Genomic DNA, 19,675 nt, shown 5'->3' with positions numbered 1-19,675 from the left:
AACCTGCGAGCGAATTCACGGATGTCTGTGCCGCATCACACGTCCTCGTCCATGAGGCCGAGCCTCTGCCAGAGTTGCTCGACACGCCCCACCGCCCGCACCGCCTCCGGGGTGACGGGCAGAGCGGCGACGACCGCCTGGATCACCGCGACCATGGCGGTCAACGACGGGGTGGGCCGACCGCTCTCGATCGGCGCGACGACGACGTGGTCGGCGATGGCGGCCAGCGGGGAGGCATGCAGATCAGTGATGACACAGACCGTCGCACCACGCTCCCTGGCCAGTTCGGCCAAGGGGGGCAGGACGCGAAGCAGACGCCATACGTTGACCATCAGCAGACAGTCGCCCTCGCCGAGCAGCGACACCTGGGCGCTCAGAGCGGTGGCGGAACCGGACGCGACACGCACGTCATGACCCATGACCGCACCCAGGTGCCCGAGCACGCCGGCCGGGGTCTCCGCAAGCCCTGAGCCGATGACGAGGGTGCGGCGGGAGGCGTCGATCGCCGCGGCCATCACCCGGATCGCCGCGATGGTGTCATCGGTGATGAGCGTCTGGAGGTTGGCGGCGTCCTGCCGGAGCATGGCGGCCGCCCCGTCGGCGTCGGCCGGCCCGGCCGACGGTACCGTCACCTCACCGCTGGCCATCGACGCGATGTAGTGGCTGCGCAGCTGGTGGCGCAGCGCCGGCCATCCCTCGTATCCGAGCTGCTGGGCGGTCCTGACGACCGTGGAGGTGTTGACGCCCGCGCGCTCGGCGATCTCGCGGGCCGAGGCGTAGGCGGCCAGCTGTGGCTCACGGCCGAGGAAACGGAGCACCCGTGCGGACTGCGGGCCGAGGTCCCGGGCTCCGTTCAGCGCGCTGAGCCAATTTCCGACCAACACGTGCGCCTTCTCCCAGCGGTCGAGACAGCGACCGGCAGCGGCCGCGGGGCCGATGGTACGCGAGCGCCCGCCCTGGCCCCGAGGGGCGGACGGGCAGGAGGGGCGACACCCCGGCCCGACCGCGTGACGCGGGGAAGCAGATCCCTTGACGCAAGGTTCGTTGCATGCGAACAATGCATGCATAGATTGTTGCATTCATCGGCGGCCTCCGCATCAGCCTTCGCATCAGGAGAGCCGGGGGATCGAGTCACCCGTCACCGGATTCGCGGACCTGCGCCCAGTACGTCCGGATCCGTCTCGCCCAACTCGTCGTCACTAAGGGGAACCATGTCCAGCAGTCCGCAAGAGGCCATGGAAACGCAGGACCGTCAGTACCAGGTCGGGCACTACGAACCGGTGCCGGACGAGATCAACGGGTTCGATCTGAAGGTCACCGGCACTCTGCCGCCCGACCTCGACGGCCGCTATCTGCGCAACGGCCCCAACCCCCGCCCCGGGGAGGACTCCGGCCATGTCTTCACCGGTCACGGAATGCTGCACGGCGTCCGGCTGCGCGGCGGCCGCGCCGAGTGGTACCGCAACCGCTGGGTACGAACGAGCAGGCTCGCAGGGTCACCCTCCCAGCGCGCGGACGGAACTCCCGATCTCACCGCGGTGACCGCCAACACCCATGTCATCTCGCACGCCGACAAGCTCCTCGCCCTGGTCGAAGCCGGCCTGCCCTACGAGGTCACCGACGAGCTGGAGACCGTCGGCCCCTGCGACTTCGGCGGCCGGCTGACCACCTCGATGACCGCTCACCCCAAGGAGGACCCGGTCACCGGCGAACTCCTCTTCTTCGGCTACAGCCCCAGGCCCCCGTACGTCACCTACCACCGGCTGTCGGCTGCGGGCGAACTGGTGGAGACCCAGGAGATATCGGTCCCGGCGGGCATCATGATGCACGACCTCGCCATCACCGAGAACTACGTCATCTGGCTGGACCTCCCCCTCGTCTTCGACCCGGCGCTGTTCGGGCGCAACAGCATGCCGGTGCGGTGGGACGACGCTCACGGCGCCCGGCTGGGGCTGATGCGCCGCGACCGGGCGGGCGAAGTGCGCTGGTTCGACGTGGAGCCCTGCTACGTCTTCCACGTCGGCAACGCCCACGAGGACGCGGCCGGAAGGGTCGTGCTGGACGCGGTGCGCTACTCCCGCAAGTCGTTCCACACGATGTGGCAGATGATGGGCGGCCACGTCGACGAACCTCTGGCGGGCGGCCCGAGGATGGGCGAGCTCCAGGTGGGGAACGTGCACCGCTGGCTGCTGGACCCGGCCACGGGCACGGTCAGCGAGCAGGCCCTCGACGACCGCGGTGTGGAGATGCCCACCCTCAACGACGAACTGACCGGCCGGCGCAGCCGCTACCTCTACACCATCACCGAGAGCGCCGTCGTCAAGTACGACACCCTCGCGGGCACTTCGCAGTCCTACGACACACCGCCCGGCGCAGCGCCGGGCGAGGCGGTCTTCGCGCCCGCGCGGGACGCCGCCGGGCAGGAGGACGCCGGCTATCTGCTGTCGATGGTCTCCCACGGCCTGGACCAGGCCTCCGAACTGCTGGTCCTCGACGCCCAGGACATGACCCGGCTGGCCTCGGTCGAGATGCCGCGACGGGTCCCCTTCGGTTTCCACGGCAGCTGGGTGCCGGACCGGCAGAAGTAGGGCGTCCGGCAGCACGCCGGGCGACCGACCCTTGTCCGCGGGGCCGAGGAGGGCGCGGGCGTCCATCGACAGCAGAGAGAAGGTCCTGTGACCACTCACTCCCCCGTTCTCACGAGCGCCGACGCGGTCGCGATCGTCGGGCGGCTGCGCACGACCTTCCGCACCGGCCGTACCAAGCCCCTTGCCTGGCGCAGGAAGCAGCTCACACGGCTCAGGGAGCTGCTCGTCGAGAACGCGGACGCCATCGCCGAGGCCCTCCACGTCGACCTGCGCAAGAACCGTGCCGAGGTCGACACCATGGAGATCGGCGGGACCCTGCGGGAGATCGACGGCTTCCTCGCCCACCTGGGCAGCTGGCTCGAACCGCAGCATGTGCCCGTCCCCGTGCACCTTCCCCATGACACAGCGGCCTTCACCGAGTACGACCCGCTCGGCGTCACCCTGGTCGTCTCCGCCTGGAACTACCCGGTGAACCTGCTGCTGGTGCCGGTCGCCGGAGCCCTGGCGGCCGGCAACGCCGTCGTCGTCAAACCGGCCGAACAGGCGGCCGCGACCTCCGCGCTGCTCGCCGAGCTGCTGCCGCGCTATCTCGACAACGACGCCACCGCCGTGGTCGTGGGCGGCGCCGAGGAGACGGCCCTGCTGCTGGAGCAGCGTTTCGACCACATCTTCTACACCGGCAACGGCACGGTCGGCCGCGCCGTGATGGCCGCGGCCGCCGGGCATCTGACCCCGGTCACCCTGGAACTCGGCGGCAAGTCACCGGTGTTCGTGGACCGGGACGTCGACCTCGGCGTCGTCGCCGAGCGCCTTGTCCTGACGAAGTTCACCAACGCCGGCCAGACCTGTGTCGCACCCGACTACATCCTGACCGACCCGGACACCGCCGCCGCCCTCGAACCCGCGCTCACCGCCGCCCTGCGCGAGCGGTTCGGGGAAGATCCGCAGAAGTCGAAGCTGTACGGCCGGATCGTCAACGAGCGCCACTTCGACCGGCTCACCGCGCTTCTGGACTCCGGCCGCACGGTCGCCGGAGGACTGACCGACCGCGCCGACCGGTACATCGCGCCGACGATTCTGGCCGACGTCACGCCGGACGACCCGGTCATGGGCGAGGAGATCTTCGGCCCCGTCCTGCCGATCCTGACGGTCGCCGGCCCGGACGAGGCGATCGCCTTCATCAACGACCGGGACAAGCCGCTGGCCCTGTACGCGTTCACGGGCAATGCCACCACGCGGCGCAGGCTGGCCGCCGAGACCTCCTCCGGCGGTCTCACCTTCGGCTGGCCGATGCACCAACTCGCCGTCTCCGCCCTTCCTTTCGGCGGCGTCGGCGCGAGCGGCATGGGCCGGTACCGCGGCGGCTACTCCCTGGAGACGTTCAGCCACCGCAAGAGCGTCCTCGACGTACCCCTGACCCAGGAGCTCTGACACCGGCCATGTCCGGCACCACCGAGGCAGAAGAGTCCGTGCTCGTGGCGCGCGAGGGCCCCGTGCTGCGGGTGACTCTCAACCGCCCGCACCGCAAGAACGCCATGACCGAGGACTCCTGGGACCTGCTGGGAGAGACACTGCGCACCGCCCGGGCCGACGAACGTGTACGGGCCGTGGTGCTGGCGGGCGCCGGAGGGGACTTCTGCGCCGGCGCCGATCTGACGGAGACGCGGTCCCGGCGACACCCGATGGACCGGATGCGCCGACTCGGTGACGTCGCCCTGGCACTGCACGAGATGCCCAAGCCGGTGATCGCCGAGGTCGAGGGCGTCGCCGTCGGCGCGGGCTGGAACCTGGCCCTGGGCTGCGACCTGGTGGTGGCGTCCACGACCGCGCGCTTCTCCCAGATCTTCGCCCGCCGCGGACTGTCCGTGGACTTCGGGGGAACGTGGCTGCTTCCCAGACTCATCGGTCTTCAGCAGGCGAAGCGACTGGCCCTGCTGGCGGACTTCGTCGACGCCGAGGAAGCCCTGCGACTGGGTCTGGTGACGTGGGTGAGACCGCCCGAGGGGATCGGGGCGTTCGTAGACGACCTCGCCACCCGTCTCGCGGCAGGGCCACCCGTCGCCATGGCCCAGTCGAAGCAGATGCTGAACGAGGCGAGCGGTCAGAGCCTGCGCGAAGCGCTGGAGAGCGAGTCCCGGGCGCAGGTGGTCAACCTCGCCACCGACGCGCCTGCCGCGCGGCAGGCGTTCCAGGAAGGGACCGAGCCCCGTTTCGAGGGCCGGTGGCAGCTGTACCCGCCGCAACGGCCGCCGCAGGACACGACGCCGAGCTGACGCGGTCGTAGCACCCGATCCATTGTCACAGCCGACCCAGGAGTACCACCCGTGAACAGGTTCACCGGCAAGGTCGCCGTCGTCACCGGCGCAGCCCAGGGCATCGGGGCCGCCACGGCCCGCCGCCTCGCCGCGGAGGGCGCGGCGGTCGCCGTCCTCGACCTGACCGCGCAAGCCGGCCGGGACGTCGCCGCAGCCATCCGGGAGGAGGGCGGCACCGCCCGCGCGTACGCCTGCGACGTCACCGACGGCGAGGCCGTCGAGGCGGTGTTCGCAAAGGTCGAGCAGGAGCTGGGCGGGCTGCACATCCTCGTCAACAATGCCGGCATCACCCGCGACCATCTCTTCTTCAGGATGCCCAAGTCCGACTGGGACAGCGTGCTCACCGTGAACCTCACCAGCGCCTTCCAGTGCGCGCAGGCGGCGCAGACCTACATGACGCGACAGAAGTACGGCAAGATCGTCAGCCTCAGCAGCCGCTCCGCGCTCGGCAATCGCGGACAGGCGAACTATGCCGCCGCCAAAGCCGGCATCCAGGGGCTGACCGCGACACTCGCCATCGAGTTGGGCCCCTACAACGTCAACGTCAACGCTGTCGCCCCCGGCTACGTCGCCACCGCCATGACCGCGGCCACCGCCGAACGCACCGGGCACGCACCCGAGGAGCATCAGCGGCTCACCGCCGAGCGCACTCCCCTGCGGCGGGTCGCGCAGCCGGAGGAGATCGCCGCCGTGGTCGCCTTTCTCGCCAGCGACGACGCCTCGTACGTCAGCGGTCAGACGCTGTACGTCAACGGTGGGGCACGCTGAGCGGGCGTGCCGCCGAGAGGGCTCACCGGCATTCCCGGCCGGCCACCCGTGGAGTTTCTGCTGACGCGAGGAGCGGTGTTGTGAACAGGTACTGGCCCGAGGGGATGCCGACCTCCCTCGACTATCCCGACCTGGCCGCGGGAGAGCTCCTCACCGCGGCGGCGAGGCTGTACGGGGACCGGCTCGCCGTGGTCGACGGCGCGGAACAGCTCACCTTCGCCGAGCTGCACCAGCAGGCCGTCGCCTTCGCCCACGGCGTACGCGGCGCGGGCGTGCGCGACGGCGACGTCGTGCTGCTGCACCAGCCCAACTCCCTGTGGTTCCTGGTCACTTACTACGGTGCGCTGCTGGCCGGAGCGACGGTGGTGCCGGCGAACCCGCTGCAGCCGGCGCCGGGGCTGCGCTCCCAACTGCTCGACACCGGCGCGGTCCTCGCCGTCAGCCATCCGGCGCACCTGGCCACGCTGCTCGACGCCCGCGAAGGGACCGGGGTGCGAACCGTCGTGGTCGTGCCGCCGACCGCCACTGCGCCGTGCGCGAAGCTCCCCCCGGCCCACGACGGTGTGGTCCCCCTGGCGGACTTCGCCGCGGACGGGGCGGGCGCCCCGCCGAGAACCGCGGTGGCCGGGGACGACACAGCCCACATCATCTACACCGGCGGCACCACCGGGGTTCCCAAGGGCGTCCGGGTCCTGCATCGCAACGTGATCGCGAACGTCGCCCAGATGACCGCCTGGCGTGCCGCCCACCTGATCACCGCAGGCGAGAGCGGAGAGATCCGTCTTCGACCGCTGTCAGGTCCGCACGACCAGCGGGTGCACCCCGGAGCCGCGGTCACGCTGATGGTGTCCCCGCTGTTCCATGTGCACGCGCTCGTCAACATGAGCTTCCTGCTGCTGTGCGGGACCACCGTCGTGCTCACCGGACGCTTCTCCCCCGAGAACCTGCTGGCTGCCGTCGAGCACCACCGGGCCACCTATCTGCTCGGCAGCCCGACCATGTGGCACGCCCTGGTGGACAGCCCCGACGTGCACACCCGTGACCTGTCCAGCGTCCGCGTGATCTCATCCGGAGGCGCCCCGGCCGACAAGGCCACCCTTCTCGCCCTCCAGGCAGTCTTTCCTCAAGCGCTGGTCGTCGAGGGATACGGACTGACCGAGGGGACATGCGTGGTGACGTCCGCGCCGCTGCGGAGCGACGCCCCACGCAAGCTCGGCAGTGTCGGCCTGCCGCTCTGCGACACCACCCTCGAAATCCGGTCCACCACGGGGGACGGGGCCTTGTGCGGACCCCATGAGGTGGGGGAGCTGTGGGTACGCGGACCTCAGGTCACGGCGGGCTATCTGAACCAGCCGGAGGCGAGCGCCGAGCAGTTCGTCGAGGGCTGGCTGCGTACCGGAGACCTCGGTTACACGGACGAGGAAGGATTCGTGTTCCTCTCCGGTCGCGCCAAGGAGATGCTGATCTACAAGGGGTACAACGTCTACCCGCGCGAACTCGAGGACATCCTGCGCAGCCACCGCGGCGTGCGGGCCGCCGCGGTCGTCGGAAGCCCGGACGCGCGCGTGGGGCAGAAGCCGACCGCTTTCGTGGTCGCGCGGACCGGCGCGGTCATCGACCCCGACGAGCTCATGGCGTACGTCGCCGAGCGAGTGGTTCCGTACAAGAGGATCCGCGCCGTGCACGTCGTCGACTCGCTGCCCCTCTCCGCCGCCGGGAAAGTCCTCAAGTCCGCCTTGCGCGTGCCGAGTACGACGGGGCAGGAAGGATGAGGCACGAGGACAAGCGGGCCACCCTCGCCGAAGCGATAGCCGGCTACGTCAGGGACGGGCAGACGGTCGCGATCGAGGGATTCGGTCACCTGGTGCCGACCGCCGCCGCCCACGAGATCATCCGGCAGGGCTTCACCGGCCTGACGCTGGCACGGATGTCGTGCGACCCGCTCGTCGACCAGCTGCTGGCGGCCGGCTGCGTGTCCGGACTGATCTCCTCGTTCGTCGGCAACAGCTCCGCCGGTTCTCTGCACGAACTGCGCCGGCGCATCGAACTTCGGGACCCCGAGCCGCTGGAGTTCGAGGAGTACAGCATGGGCGGCATGATCGCCCGGTACACGGCCGGCGCGGCCAAGCTGCCGTTCGCGCCGATCCGTTCCTGCACCGGCAGTGATCTGGTGGCACTGAACCCGATGGTCAAGAGCGTGAGCGATCCGTACGGCGGCGGACAGATCCATGTGGTCCCCGCCCTGAATCCCGACGTGTCGATCATCCACGCGCAGCGCGCCGACCGCGCCGGGAACATCCAGGCGTGGGGCATGCTCGGGGTCCATCAGGAGGCTGCGTTCGCCGGCAAGGCGGTGATCGCCACCGTCGAGGAGATCGTCGACGACTGCGTCGTGCGCTCCGACCCGAACCGTACGATCGTGCCCTCGCATGTGGTGGACGCGGTGGTGCCGTGCCCACGCGGCGCCCATCCGACGGCGGTGCAGGGCCACTACGACCGCGACGACCGCTTCCAGCGCGAATGGTCGAAGCTGGCCCGCGACGCTGCCGCCCTGCGAAGATGGATCGACCGGCACATCCGCGGCACCAAGGACCACGACGAATTCCTCGCCGGCCTCGGCCCGGACCACTGGCAGAGCCTGGAGGTCGGCACGCAGTTGTCGGCCCCCGTGAACTACGGCGGCCGGCGATGAGCGGCGTCACCGGCAGCGAGCTCCTGACGGTGACCGCGGCACGCGAACTGGCGCTGCGCCGGCTCGTCTTCTCGGGGCACGGCCTGCCCACCCTGGCGGTCGCGCTGGCCCGTCGCACGGTGGCCCCCTACATCCAGACCGTCTACGAGTCCGGCGTGACCGGAGCCCATCCGGTGGACCTGCCGCGCAGCGTGACGGATCCGGTCATCGTCACCGGTGCCGAATGCGTGATGGGGATGCCGCAGATGTTCGGCTACGTACTGCAGGGGCAACGGATCGACGTGGGGTTCCTCGGCGCCGCGCAGATCGACCGGTTCGGCAGCCTCAACTCGTCGATCATCGGTGACTGGGCCCGGCCCCGGGTACGGCTGCCCGGATCGGGCGGCGCGATCGAGGTGATGGCCAACGCGGGCGAGATCTTCGTCGTGATGCGCCGGCACGACCGCAGCTCGTTCGTCCCCCGGCTGGACTTCTGCACTTCCCCGAGTCCGCGCCGGGCCGGCGAGGCACGCGGCGGGGCCCAGCCGTTCGGCAAAGGCGTCACCCGGGTGATCACCGATCTCGGAATCCTGGCACGGGACGGCGCCGACGAGGAACTCGAACTGATCGCCGTGCAACCCGGCGTGACGATCGGTCAGGTACGCGCCGCCACCGGCTGGGAACTGCGCGTCCACCACGACGTGGCACAGATCCCGCCGCCGAGCACCGAGGAACTGCGGCTGCTGCGCGAGGAACTCGACCCGCAGCGCCTCTACCTGCGCTGACCAACTGAACCCGGACCGGTGGCGGGCGAGCGGATGTCGGGTGATCCGAAAGAGATCCGCTGACGTTCGCGAAACCCCTCCGCGCCGGCTGATGTCGGGACGCACGACGGTGATGCCGCGGCCCGGCCCCGGCCCCGCCCTTCGGCGTTGGGGGGCCGGGCCGCGCGTGGGTCAGGCGATGGTCAGGAACCGGGAGACGCTCGGCACGCCGTCGGCGTCGAGGGCGAACAGCATGTAGTTGCCGGGCAGGACCACGCCGGGATCGGAGGGGACGGACAGCTTGTAACTGCCCTCTCCCGCCGCGGTCGACTTCAGGGGGATCCGCCGTTGGTCGTTGTCGGTGGAGTGGGTGGCGGCAGCCGCGCGCATGAGGACGAAGGACTCAACCGGCTTGTCCGTGGTCACGGTGAGGGTCACGCCGGGCGTCGTCCTGGAGGGCACCTGCCCGGTGATGGCGGGGCGCGGCTTCGGCGTTCCGTCCGCGTCGAGCAGGTACGGCGGGGTGAAGACGGCCCCGTCGGGGTGGTTGGTCTCGCAGTCACCGCACAGTCCTCCGCCGCCGGAGAAGATGCGCCCGTCCGGCAGCAGGTTGGCGACGCTGTGGTAGTTGCGGGGCACTGCCATGGTGGCGAGCGAGGTGAACCTGCCGGTGGCGGGATCCCACAACTCGGGCGTCATGACCGAAGTTGCGTCGCTGAACGGCACCACGTAGGACTGGCCGCCGAAGACGGCCACCTTCCCGTCGGGCAGGACGACGCTGTTGCTGAAGCCGCGGGCCTGTTCCATGTCGCCGGTGCGGGCGGCCTCGACCTTTTCCCCGGAGAGGCTCACGGTGTAGGCGCGCCGGGTCGCGTCGGACTTCTCGTAGGCGGGAGAGCCGCCCAGGGTCAGCAGCTTGCCGACGTCGTAGGGGACGGCGTTGCCGTTCATCGCGTCGCCGCTGTCGGCGCGGGTGCCGGCCGGTGTGAGGGTGCCGTCGCCGGTGGTCGTGATCCAGTTCATCTGCTTGCTCGGGCCCGCCTGAAGGACCTTGCCGTCGGAAGTGGCGTGCAGCCACATGTGGTTGTCGGCCCGGAAGGGGGTGTCCGGGTCGTCCGTCATCGCGGGACCGGCGGGGACACCCGGCAGTTTCCGCCAGGTCTGCGTCTTCGGCGACCACACTTCGCCGTCCTTGCCGCCCTCGCCACCGCTCCAGGATCCGCCGAGGACGAAGGCGTCGCCGGTGGAGAGCAGGGTCATCGCCTGGTAGCCGCGAGGGACGTTCATGTCGGTGGTCTCGGTCCACTGGTCGGTGGCCGGGTCGTAGATGCTCGCCTTCTCCGCGTTGCTGCCCCCGGTGACCAGGACGCGGCCGTCGGCGAGCATCGCGATGCCGGGGCAGAACATGTCGTGGCCGGTGTTGTCGACGCGCCGCTGGGTGACCTTGCCGGTCTTCAGGTCCAGGATCGCGGTCTGGGTGTAGCCGTTGCTGCCTCCGAAGCGGTCCGTCGCATAGGCGGACCAGGCCAGCATCTTCTCGCCCGGCAGGACGGCGGTGGCCACCGGTACCAGGGGGAACCCGATGATCCTGCCCCAGGAGCCGTGGACGGACGGGTCGGCCGGCCCGCTCAGACGTATCTCGCCGGCCGAGGTCCACGGGCCGCGTCCGCCGGCTTCCGTGGTCACGGTGAGCCGTACGAAGCGTGCCTTCTCGGTACGGGTGAAGGTGGCGGTCTTCACCGTGTCGTCGTCGCGCCAGGTGCCCTGGGCGACGGGTGCGCGGAAGCTGGTGCCGTCGGTGCTGGTGGTGACGGTGTAGGCGCCGGCGCGGCCGTTCGTACGGTCCCGTCGCGGCTGGTAGCTCAGCGCGGAGACGTCCGCGGTGCGGTGCATGTCGAGGGTGATGCTGTGCGGCAGGGGGGCGGCGGCGGTGCTCCACCTGCTGTGCCAGAAGGTGCCGGGGTCGCCGTCGAGCACATTGGCGGCGCGGCCGTCCTCGGCTCCGCTCTCCTCGCTGCTGGCGGCGGCCGTCCACCCGGTCCGGGGCAGATCGACGGTGGCCTGCGGGGTGCCGGGGTCGCCGAGCAGGTCGAGTTCGGCGGCGGAGGCCCAGGGACCGCGGCCGCCGGCTTCGGTCAGGGCCGTCAGCCGCACGAACCGGGCGCCCTGCGGGGCGAAGCCCAGGGTCTTGGCGGCGGCGTCGTCGGCGAGGGTGCCGGTGGCCACCGGGCTGCCCCAGTCCTGTCCGTCCTTGCTGACGCTGATGCTGTACTCGCCGACGCGCCCGTTGGGATTGCCGGTGCGGGGCCGGTAGACGAGTGCGGAGACGACGGCCGTACGGTGCATGTCGAGGGTGATGGTGTGCGGCGGTCGGTCGGCGGTGCCGCTCCACCTGCTGTGCCAGAAGGTGCCGGTGTCGCCGTCGAGCACGTTGGCGGCCCGCCCGTTCTCGCTGCTGGTCTCCTCACTGCCCGCCGAGACCGTCCATCCCGTCCGGTCGAGTGCCGCCGCCGCCGGCTCCATGGCGTTCGCCGGGGCGACGGGGTGGTGCGGCGAGCTCATCGCCGAGTGGTGCTCCGGGGGCTCGGGGGTGAGGTCGGCCATCGCCGGTCTCGCGGCGGTGAACAAGGTCGTCAGCCCGACGAGCGCCAGGCCGAGTCCGAGTGCGAGGTACAGGCGGGCCCTGCGTAACGAGCGCGAGCGGGCGGTGAAGCGTCCGGATCTCAATCCGACCTCCTGGAACGAACGGTGCGATCCAGAGGAATCTAGGCCAGATGTACGGTAAGCAGCCCTGAAGCAGCGGCAGTTGACGGTGCCAGTCCTGACCGGTGACGAATGCCTGCGCGACGCCCCTCCCCAGGTCATGGACAACCTCTTGGATGCTCGAAAGATTCGACACTCATCACCAAGGTGTCAGGGGCATGGCACAAGTGCTCAGGTGCGGTGCACGCTTGTGTCCGCCGTGCGTCCCCGCACCGGGCGGCCCCGGAAACACCGCCGGCCTTCCCCCGCCGCACCCGTGACACGTCGGCTGACCCGGCGATTCATCAGTCCCGAAGGACAACGCGACGCTCGGCGTGGGCTCCCCCGGTCATCGGCTGTGGGCAGTCCGGCGGCGGCACCGGCGACTCACCGACAGCCGTCGGGCATACGGACACACAAGGTGCCCGGCGGCAGACTCGGAGCGAACCGAGGGGGCGGACCACGCGGCTCGAAACGGGAGCCGAGAGTAGGAGCACGCATGGCCGGCGCGGGACCGGACGCCGACCTGATCGACATCCGTCTGCTCAAGACCTTCCTGGTGGTCGCCCAGGAACTGAGTTTCACCCGCGCCGGCGCACGTCTCTACCTCTCCCAGCAGGCCGTGTCGTCGCACGTGCGGACGCTGGAAGCCGGCCTGGGCATGCAGTTGTTCCGGCGCACCACGCGCCGCGTGCAACTCACCCGGTGCGGCCAGGTACTGCGAAGCCGCATGGAACCGCTCCTGCAGGCATTGGACGAGGCGATCGTCGAGGCCCGGGAGACGGCCCACGGCAGCGGGGCGGTCCTGGCCGTGGGGCACACCGCCTCCGCCGCGCACCGGCTGCTTCCCCGGGCCGCGGGCCTGCTGAGCCGTACGTCTCCCGAGTTGCGCCTGCGCAGCGAGCAGTACTCGGAGGTCGGTCTGCGCGCCGCCCTCGAAGAGGGGCGGGTGCACCTGGGGGTGGGACTGGAACTCGGCTTCAGCGGAAGCCGGCTGGCCCGTCAGGAAGTGGGGCGCGAGCCCTGGTGTGCCGTGGTCGGCTCGCAGCACCCCGTGGCGGACCGCCGGCACGTGCGGGTGGCGGATCTGGCCGGCTACGAGTGGCTCAGCTGGCCGCGATCCAGCCACCCCGGACACTGGCGGGCGGTCCATCGGCTCGCCGCGCTGGCGGGTGTGCCCCCGACGGTCACCGAGACCTGGCTCAGCATCGCGCACGCCCGTCTCACCACCACCGAGGCGGTGATGCTTCAGCCCGTGTCCTTCACGCTCCAGATCCCGCAGGGCATGGTGCCCGTCGAACTCCGGCACGCCCCGGTCGGCCGGTTCTCGGCGGTGTGGAGCGCGCCGGCCTCGCCGCCCTGTCTGAGCCAGGTGCTTTCCGCCTTCACCGAGGCGGCCCGGTATCCCTGGACGTCCGGCGCACCGGAACGGGGAACGCAGGTGCCGGCGCCGGAGCTGTGGTGAGGACGTGCGGTCACCCGCAGTACGCGCCGCGCTCCTCGGCGGTCATCGGCCGGGTGCGCTGCGTCTTGACGCCGGGCTCGCCCTCGGCGGGGCCCGTGGCCTCGAAGGGGACATACCAGTAACGCTTGCCGTGGAACCGGTCCTTGAAGATCAGCTCGACGGTTCCCCTGACCTTCTGCATCTTCGGTGCCACGGTCACCCAACCGACCTCTCCCGCGGGAACGTTGATGACCGTGGTTTCTCCTTCCGTGTGGGACGAGGACCAGGTGCGGCCGAAGGACTGCTCGAAGGACATCTTGAAGACCTTGATGAACAGGAATTCCGACTCGAACTCCTGCTTGAGGGAGATCTTGAGCGAGTTGGACTCCTCGGTGGTCTCCTCCCAGGTCCGTGACGAGGTCTGGTCGTCGTCCGTGCAGTTGTAGGCGCGGGCGCCGACCCCCCGGTCCTCTCCCGGCACGATGGAGAGGTCACCGGTGGGGTGGAAGACACACTTCTTCGTGCCGTTGTCGCACTTGGCGAGCAGCTCACGATCGGTGGGCGGGCCGTCGTCCGCCCGAGCCGCCGGGACGGCGACGAGACTGCCACTGGCGACCAGCAGGGCCAGCCCGCCGGCCCAGCAGGCACGGTTGAGCACACGGGACATGGTTCGGTGACTCCTTTTGCGAGCCGCGCCGTCATGACGCGTGCACCTCAGCAGTGGTTGTCGCGCTCTTCGTCCGTCATGGGGCGGGTTCGCTGCGTCATGTTGCTGGTCTCCATCGGACCGGTGGCCTCGAAGGGCACGTACCAGTAGCGCTTGCCGCGGAACCGGTCCTTGAAGATCAACTCGTAGGTCCCCTTGACCCTCTGCATGTCGGGGGTCCGGGTGAGCCAGCCGATGTGGCCGGGACGCACGTCGATGAACGTGGTCTCGCTCTCGGTCTTCGAGGTCTTCCACGTCGTCTCGTAAGACGTGGTGATGCTCAGGGACCAAGGCCCTCCGAAGCCGACACCGACGGTCATGGCCAGGCCCAGCGAGTTGGATTCACCAACCGTGTCCGACCAGGTGACGCCCGACCGCTGAGTCCGGGAAGTGCAGTTGTACGCCTCGTCCCCCACTCTGCGCGTCTCACCGGGTACTTGGACCATCGGGCCGCTGGGATGGAACACGCACTTCTTGGTGCCGTTGTCGCACTTCGCCAGCAGCTCGGCGTCGGTCGGCCACGTTTCCTCGGCCTGCGCGGAGGGCGCTGTCAGCAGGGTGCTTGAGACAAGCAGCAGGGCGAGCACACCGGCGCTCCGGGCCCAGCTGCGAGAGGGCCTCGGCGAACGGCCGCCGGTCGCCCCACGGGGCGTTGTCCTGGTCACGAGCACCCCCGTCACCTGAACTCGATGGACTGGGCGTAGTCGTTCCACTGGCCGTCGAGCACCGGCGTCAGATCCGGGAACCTGGGTGAGGCGACGCCTTCGAGGTAGGGGCGTGAGTAGAGGGTGACTTCGCACTCCGCCCAGCCCTGCACGGCGGAAACCCTGCCCTTCCAGTCCTCCGGGAGGTTGAAGTAGAAGGCGGTCTCGCGTTCTTTGCCGCACGGTCGGCTGCCCCACAGGGTGATCGAGTCGCCCCCGTAGCGCCAGTCCTCGAATATGGTCGCGATCACGACGTCCGTGTGCTTCTCGACACCGGTCTGCGCGACGAGGGGATTACCCTTGATTTTGATACTCGCGTACGCCTGAGCCTCTTCCTGCGTGCTGAAGCACCGCTCTTCCTTGTTGCCCGTGTTGACGGCGCAGTGGTTCCCGCTGTCATCGGGCGCGGCGCCCGCCGAGGAGATGGTGACGGCCACCGCGCAAGCGACACCCACTATGCCGACGCCCGTGACCACTCCCAGGTTGCGGCGGCGTTTTCTGTTCCCCATTGGCAGTGTTACCTCTCGCGTGCGGTGACCGACCATGGCCCTGCTCGAACGCTGGTCATGGTGGTGTCGCCGGGAGACCTGCTGCAACAACAGAGGGCGATACAAAGGGAGTTGTTGTGAATGGCGGGGGCAATGTCACTCGATGTCCACTAGTTGCCCCCGATCGGGAGCGACCGCCGGCTAAGGCGCCGTAATGGGCACACGGTCGATCGCCCGGCCGTGGACATCGAGAATTCGGTCCATGCGTTTGGGCGACTGGAAAACCACGACGCGGTCCCTGACCTCCAGCGCCGGAAAACGGTCGGCGAGCAGCGCCTCGAACTGGTCCACGGCGTCCGGACCACGCGTCCAGACCTTCATGAGGAGGTTGTGCGGGCCGCTCTGGGAAATGCACAGACGTATCGGCTCCATGCGGGCGAGGGCGGCGCCCGTCTGATGGAGATGGGAGTGCGGGACCGACGCGCGGTAGATCATCACCGTGGGCAGACCGGCCAGCCGGTGCGCCAGTTCGCATCGCAGGACGACGTCGCCGTCCCGTCTCATGCGCTGCAGCCGTCGGCGGACGGTGTGTTCGCTCATGCCGGTCATCGCCGCGAGCTCGGTGCAGCCGGTCCTGCCGTCGTCGCTGAGCGCGGACATCAGCGCCAGGTCCGGGGGCGCGAGCAGGTCGTGCGGTTTGGAGTTGAACGCGAAACGGTTCGGGGGCTGGGGTGGCAGCAGGGCGGCCCGGGCCTGCGGGCCCATCGCCCGGGTGCGCCATTGGCTGCCCTCGCTGTAGTGCGTGATGCCGACGCTGAGCCGCAGCGCGCGCACTCCGCGGAGCCCGCCGATGGTTTCGTGGACCGACCGGCCCAGTGAGGCGAGGTCGGTGGCCGCCACCCCGAGGTGGAGGTCGTAGTCACCGGCGGTCTCATCGACGCTGACGACCCAGGGCAGCCGGGCCACAGCGGCACTCACGGAGGGCAGGTACCGGCTTCGGCAGCGCACCTCGACATGAGCGAGCGTGATCATCTTCGTCGAACCGTAGGTGGTGATCCAGGCAAGGCCCTCATCGCGCATCCGCTCCCAGCGCCGGGCGACCGTGGTCGCGGCCACCCCGAGCACCCTGCCGATCCGGGTCCACGGGGCACGCGGGTCGGTCTGGAGCGCGTCGATCACAGCCAGGTCCAGCTCCGAGAAGCTGTGCCGGACGCGGTCTGTGCCGGATTCCTGCAGGAGGGGCGCGGCTGGGACGGTTTCCTGCAATTTCCGCTGTTCATGTCCCACAGGGCGGATCGTAATGCCACTTCGGTACGCCGACACCGGTCCGGAACCTGTCGAATTCGGAGCAGGGCCGGGCGGCTGATCGTCGCCGTTTCGCCGCCTTCGCATTCTCGTCCCGCTCTCGGCTCCACAGGACCGGCCCGGTTCAGCCCCGCCTGGAGATGCCATGAACGCTGTTCCCCCCGTCGCACCGCTGCTCGCCGGACTCGCGGAACGCCTGCCGGGGCTGCGGACTCTCTACGAGGACCTGCACGCTCATCCCGAACTCTCCTTTCAGGAGCTGCGCACGGCCCGTGTCGTCGCGCAGCGCCTGCGCGAGCAGGGCTGGCGGACCACGGAAGGGGTCGGCGGCACCGGAGTGGTCGGCGTTCTCAGCAACGGCGACGGGCCGGTGGTACTGCTGCGCGCGGACATGGACGCCCTGCCCATCGAGGAGGAGACCGGGCTGCCGTACGCCTCGACGGCGAAGGGCACCGACGCATCCGGTGGCGAGGTTCCCGTCATGCACGCCTGTGGCCACGACATGCATGTGACCTGCCTACTCGGGGCCACCGACCGGCTCGCCGCCCACCGCGAGCACTGGCGCGGCACCGTCCTTGCGGTCTTCCAGCCCGCCGAGGAGGTCGGTGGCGCAGCGACGATGATCGCGGACGGCTTCGCGGAACGCTTTCCGCGCCCCGACATCTGTCTGGCCCAGCACGTCACGCCCATGCCGGCCGGCACCATCGCGATCAAACCGGGCCCCATCATGGCGGCCGCCGATTTCCTGCGGATCACCTTCTTCGGACACGGTGGGCACGGATCACTGCCGGAGACGACCGTGGACCCCATCGTCACCGCCGCGGCAACGATCATGCGCCTGCAGACGATCGTCTCCCGTGAGGTCGGCGCGAACCAGTCGGCCGTGCTCACGGTCGGTTCCGTCCATGCCGGCAGCAAGGAGAACATCATTCCGGACTCCGCCGAACTGACCGTCGGCGTCCGCACCACCACCGCAGCGCTGCGCGAACGGGTCCTGGCGTCGGTCCGGCGGATCGCGAACGCCGAGTCCGCCGCCACCGGTTGCCCGAGCGCCCCGAGGATCACCCCGATCTCCGCCTTCCCCGTCACGGACAACGACCCCGCCGCCGCAGCGGCGGTCCGGTCCGCCCTGGTCGCCGCCGTGGGAGAGGACCGTGTCCTGACGCTCCAGCAGCCGGTGCCGGCGAGCGAGGACTTCGGCATGTTCGGCACCGGGCTCAAGGCACCCTCCGTGTACTGGTGCCTGGGCGGCACCGACCCCGCTCTGTTCCCGGAGGGGGATCTCGCCCCGGCGGCCACGGCGGAGGTCCCCTCCAATCACTCTGCGCGCTTCGCCCCGGTGCCGGAACCGACCATCGAGGCGGGCACGACGGCACTGCTGGCGGCCGCGGCCCGGTGGCTGCGCAGCGACACCGGCGCTTGATCGCCGCACCCCTCTGGATTCCCCGGCCCCCGTACCCCGTACCCCGTACCCCGTACCCCTGGGCCATCTCACCTGTGTCGACGCCGCGTCGATCAGCCCCCCACCACGGCGCCGTTCCCATCCCCTTCTGGAGCCGCTATGTCCCATCCTTCCGCCGTTCCCGCGCCGCCCCCGCCCTCCGGGCACAAGCCCCACCGCACCGAGTCGATCACCGCACTGGTGGGCTTCCTGGTCTTCATCGAGCTGAGCAGCGGCATCATGCAGGGCTCGACTCCCGTGGTCATCCCCCTGATCGGACAGCACTTCGGCGTCAGCTCCGGCGATCTGAACTGGGTCATCAGCATCACGTTGCTCGTGGCCGGCATCGCCACCCCCGCCGCGGCCAAACTCGGCGACATCCACGGCCACCGCCGCGTCATGCGCATCACCACCGTCGCGGTCGCCGCCGGCTCCGTCATCGTGGCCGTCGCCGACAGCTTCGCCCTGCTGCTGGTCGGCCGTGCGCTCCAGGGCCTGTTCGCCGCGTGGCTGCCCCTCAACATCGCCCTGGCGAGAGACCGCGGCGGCCCGCAGCGCCTCGGCCGGGCGGTCGGCATGCTCATGGGTTCGATGACGATCGGGATCACCGTCGGCGCCATGGGCACCGGTCTGCTGTCCCAGCAATTCGACAACCTCCGGGTGATGCTCTGGCTGCCCGCGGTGTTCATCCTGCTGTGCGTGCCGGTGGTGTGGTTCCTCGTACCGGAGTCCGTCCAGCGCAGCGCGGACCGGATCGACTGGACCGGCGTCATCCTGCTGTCACTCGCGCTCGGCAGCGCCCTGCTCGCCCTCGCGCGCGGCGGGACGTGGGGCTGGGGATCCACCCCGTTCATCGGCCTGCTGGTCCTCAGCGTGCTGGCGCTCGTCGTCTTCGTCCGCGTCGAACTGCGGGTGCCGCAGCCGCTGCTCGACGTACGCCTGATCATGCAGGGGCCGCTGGCCGGGCTCTACGCGATGAGCTTCCTGCAGGGCATCGTCATACTCGGTCCGCAGAGCGCCGGCATGACCTTCATGGCAACTCCGCCCGAACTCGGCTTCGGCTTCGGCCTGAGCACCATGCAGCTGGCGCTGGCCGCTCTGCCGTGGAGCCTGGTGACGTTCCTGACCGCGATCTCCGCCGACCGGGTCCTCGTCGCGACCGGGCCGCGGCTGGTCCTCGGCTGCGGGTTCGCGATCACGGCGGCCGGCTTTCTGCAGGTGGTCGTGGCACACGGCGCGCTGTGGCAGGTGCTCCTCGGCACCCTGGTGCAGGGCATCGGGTGCGGACTGGTGCTCGGCTCGCTGCCCACCGTCCTCGTCTCCGAAGTCCCCCAGGACCGCACGGGTATCGCCATGGGACTCTCCAGCACCGCCAAGACACTCGGCGGCGCCACGGCCGGTGCCGTCTTCGCGGTGGTCATGAACCTGTACGTCCTCGACCTCGGCGGCCCCGGTCCCAAGGTCGCCGACGAGTTCGCCTACCAGCTCGTCTGGGGCATCTGCTGCGGCGCGTGCGTGCTCGGGGCGCTGCTCACCCTGCGCATCCGCACCGGCAGGCCCCCCGCCCCGACGACCGGCACGTCCGTTTCCCCCGGCGTCGGGGCATCGTGACGAGCGGCGTCGACCAACTGGCCGTGTGCACGGGACGACGGAGTCTTCGGCGGGGCGGGGCCCGGTGGGTGCCGGAGCACGGGACGTAGGACAGCAACATCCGCCGCGAGCCTGCGCGGTCGGCTCAA

17 protein-coding genes are annotated in these 19,675 nt (G+C 70.2%); 11 read left to right on the top strand and 6 right to left on the bottom strand.

The genetic code is table 11. The features are described 5' to 3' along the window. Positions 1–35: 35 nt before the first annotated feature. The gene (locus tag PGH47_RS42895) at positions 36–884 is read right to left on the bottom strand and encodes a MurR/RpiR family transcriptional regulator (RefSeq protein WP_271668426.1); all 849 of its coding nucleotides are present in this window, start codon (positions 882–884) and stop codon (positions 36–38) included. Between the two features lie 327 nt (positions 885–1,211). Here PGH47_RS42895 and PGH47_RS42890 point away from each other — a divergent pair, with 327 nt between their 5' ends. The 7 genes from PGH47_RS42890 (at position 1,212) to PGH47_RS42860 (ending at position 9,127) form a co-directional block, all read left to right on the top strand. After that, on the top strand, positions 1,212–2,588 hold the full coding sequence (locus PGH47_RS42890; RefSeq protein WP_271668425.1) for a carotenoid oxygenase family protein: 1,377 nt from the start codon (positions 1,212–1,214) through the stop codon (positions 2,586–2,588). Between the two features lie 87 nt (positions 2,589–2,675). Further along, a complete protein-coding gene (locus PGH47_RS42885) occupies positions 2,676–4,019 on the top strand; it encodes an aldehyde dehydrogenase family protein (protein WP_271668424.1) in 1,344 nt (447 codons plus the stop codon). 8 nt (positions 4,020–4,027) lie between these two features. Then, entirely contained in the window at positions 4,028–4,861 is an 834-nt protein-coding gene (locus PGH47_RS42880; protein WP_271668423.1) for an enoyl-CoA hydratase/isomerase family protein, read from the top strand. A gap of 51 nt (positions 4,862–4,912) precedes the next feature. After that, positions 4,913–5,671 (top strand): 3-oxoacyl-ACP reductase FabG, encoded by a 759-nt coding sequence (gene fabG / locus PGH47_RS42875; protein ID WP_271668422.1) that lies wholly within the window; start codon positions 4,913–4,915, stop codon positions 5,669–5,671. A gap of 104 nt (positions 5,672–5,775) precedes the next feature. Next, complete coding sequence (locus PGH47_RS42870) at positions 5,776–7,443, top strand: class I adenylate-forming enzyme family protein (RefSeq protein WP_271668471.1); 1,668 nt, start codon at positions 5,776–5,778, stop codon at positions 7,441–7,443. Further along, complete coding sequence (locus tag PGH47_RS42865; protein ID WP_271668421.1) at positions 7,440–8,363, top strand: CoA transferase subunit A; 924 nt, start codon at positions 7,440–7,442, stop codon at positions 8,361–8,363. Before PGH47_RS42870 ends, PGH47_RS42865 begins: the two co-directional genes overlap by 4 nt. Next, the gene (locus tag PGH47_RS42860) at positions 8,360–9,127 is read left to right on the top strand and encodes a CoA-transferase subunit beta (protein WP_271668420.1); all 768 of its coding nucleotides are present in this window, start codon (positions 8,360–8,362) and stop codon (positions 9,125–9,127) included. Before PGH47_RS42865 ends, PGH47_RS42860 begins: the two co-directional genes overlap by 4 nt. Positions 9,128–9,298: 171 nt before the next feature. Here PGH47_RS42860 and PGH47_RS42855 read toward each other — a convergent pair whose 3' ends face one another. Then, complete coding sequence (locus PGH47_RS42855) at positions 9,299–11,833, bottom strand: discoidin domain-containing protein (protein ID WP_271668419.1); 2,535 nt, start codon at positions 11,831–11,833, stop codon at positions 9,299–9,301. A gap of 514 nt (positions 11,834–12,347) precedes the next feature. Here PGH47_RS42855 and PGH47_RS42850 point away from each other — a divergent pair. Beyond that, positions 12,348–13,313 (top strand): LysR family transcriptional regulator, encoded by a 966-nt coding sequence (locus PGH47_RS42850; RefSeq protein WP_271668418.1) that lies wholly within the window; start codon positions 12,348–12,350, stop codon positions 13,311–13,313. A 10-nt stretch (positions 13,314–13,323) separates the two neighbouring features. Here the strand turns inward: PGH47_RS42850 and PGH47_RS42845 are convergent, their stop codons facing one another. From PGH47_RS42845 to PGH47_RS42835, 3 genes are all read right to left on the bottom strand, one after another. Beyond that, positions 13,324–13,959 carry a hypothetical protein gene (locus PGH47_RS42845; protein WP_271668417.1) on the bottom strand — a complete coding sequence of 212 codons (636 nt, stop codon included), beginning with the start codon at positions 13,957–13,959 and terminating at the stop codon, positions 13,324–13,326. Between the two features lie 47 nt (positions 13,960–14,006). Further along, complete coding sequence (locus PGH47_RS42840) at positions 14,007–14,585, bottom strand: hypothetical protein (protein WP_271668416.1); 579 nt, start codon at positions 14,583–14,585, stop codon at positions 14,007–14,009. 89 nt (positions 14,586–14,674) lie between these two features. Further along, positions 14,675–14,953, bottom strand: coding sequence for a hypothetical protein (locus PGH47_RS42835; protein WP_271668415.1), 279 nt, complete (start codon positions 14,951–14,953; stop codon positions 14,675–14,677). Positions 14,954–14,962: 9 nt separating this feature from the next. Here PGH47_RS42835 and PGH47_RS42830 point away from each other — a divergent pair, with 9 nt between their 5' ends. Then, positions 14,963–15,331 carry a hypothetical protein gene (locus tag PGH47_RS42830; RefSeq protein WP_271668414.1) on the top strand — a complete coding sequence of 123 codons (369 nt, stop codon included), beginning with the start codon at positions 14,963–14,965 and terminating at the stop codon, positions 15,329–15,331. Between the two features lie 60 nt (positions 15,332–15,391). Here PGH47_RS42830 and PGH47_RS42825 read toward each other — a convergent pair whose 3' ends face one another. Further along, on the bottom strand, positions 15,392–16,477 hold the full coding sequence (locus PGH47_RS42825; RefSeq protein ID WP_443048643.1) for an Lrp/AsnC family transcriptional regulator: 1,086 nt from the start codon (positions 16,475–16,477) through the stop codon (positions 15,392–15,394). A 163-nt stretch (positions 16,478–16,640) separates the two neighbouring features. Here PGH47_RS42825 and PGH47_RS42820 point away from each other — a divergent pair, with 163 nt between their 5' ends. Both PGH47_RS42820 and PGH47_RS42815 read left to right on the top strand, forming a co-directional pair. Then, the gene (locus PGH47_RS42820; RefSeq protein ID WP_271668413.1) at positions 16,641–17,918 is read left to right on the top strand and encodes an amidohydrolase; all 1,278 of its coding nucleotides are present in this window, start codon (positions 16,641–16,643) and stop codon (positions 17,916–17,918) included. A 138-nt stretch (positions 17,919–18,056) separates the two neighbouring features. After that, positions 18,057–19,547: an MFS transporter gene (locus tag PGH47_RS42815; protein ID WP_271668412.1), complete on the top strand. Its 1,491-nt coding sequence runs from the start codon at positions 18,057–18,059 to the stop codon at positions 19,545–19,547. Positions 19,548–19,675: the final 128 nt, after the last annotated feature.

Source organism: Streptomyces sp. HUAS 31 (assembly GCF_028198125.1).
In the GTDB taxonomy this organism is placed as follows: domain Bacteria; phylum Actinomycetota; class Actinomycetes; order Streptomycetales; family Streptomycetaceae; genus Streptomyces; species Streptomyces chartreusis.
Note: the sequence above shows the minus strand (reverse complement) of the source record. Positions and strands in the feature narration are given on the sequence as shown.

What these genes read in the sequence shown, in the direction of transcription:
- PGH47_RS42890 (WP_271668425.1), top strand. Translation starts at nt 1,212, where the DNA reads ATGTCCAGCAGTCCGCAAGAGGCCATGGAAACGCAGGACCGTCAGTAC.
- PGH47_RS42880 (WP_271668423.1), top strand. Translation starts at nt 4,028, where the DNA reads ATGTCCGGCACCACCGAGGCAGAAGAGTCCGTGCTCGTGGCGCGCGAG.
- PGH47_RS42870 (WP_271668471.1), top strand. Translation starts at nt 5,776, where the DNA reads ATGCCGACCTCCCTCGACTATCCCGACCTGGCCGCGGGAGAGCTCCTC.
- PGH47_RS42865 (WP_271668421.1), top strand. Translation starts at nt 7,440, where the DNA reads ATGAGGCACGAGGACAAGCGGGCCACCCTCGCCGAAGCGATAGCCGGC.
- PGH47_RS42860 (WP_271668420.1), top strand. Translation starts at nt 8,360, where the DNA reads ATGAGCGGCGTCACCGGCAGCGAGCTCCTGACGGTGACCGCGGCACGC.
- PGH47_RS42850 (WP_271668418.1), top strand. Translation starts at nt 12,348, where the DNA reads ATGGCCGGCGCGGGACCGGACGCCGACCTGATCGACATCCGTCTGCTC.
- PGH47_RS42845 (WP_271668417.1), bottom strand. Translation starts at nt 13,959, where the DNA reads ATGTCCCGTGTGCTCAACCGTGCCTGCTGGGCCGGCGGGCTGGCCCTG.
- PGH47_RS42820 (WP_271668413.1), top strand. Translation starts at nt 16,641, where the DNA reads ATGAACGCTGTTCCCCCCGTCGCACCGCTGCTCGCCGGACTCGCGGAA.
- PGH47_RS42815 (WP_271668412.1), top strand. Translation starts at nt 18,057, where the DNA reads ATGTCCCATCCTTCCGCCGTTCCCGCGCCGCCCCCGCCCTCCGGGCAC.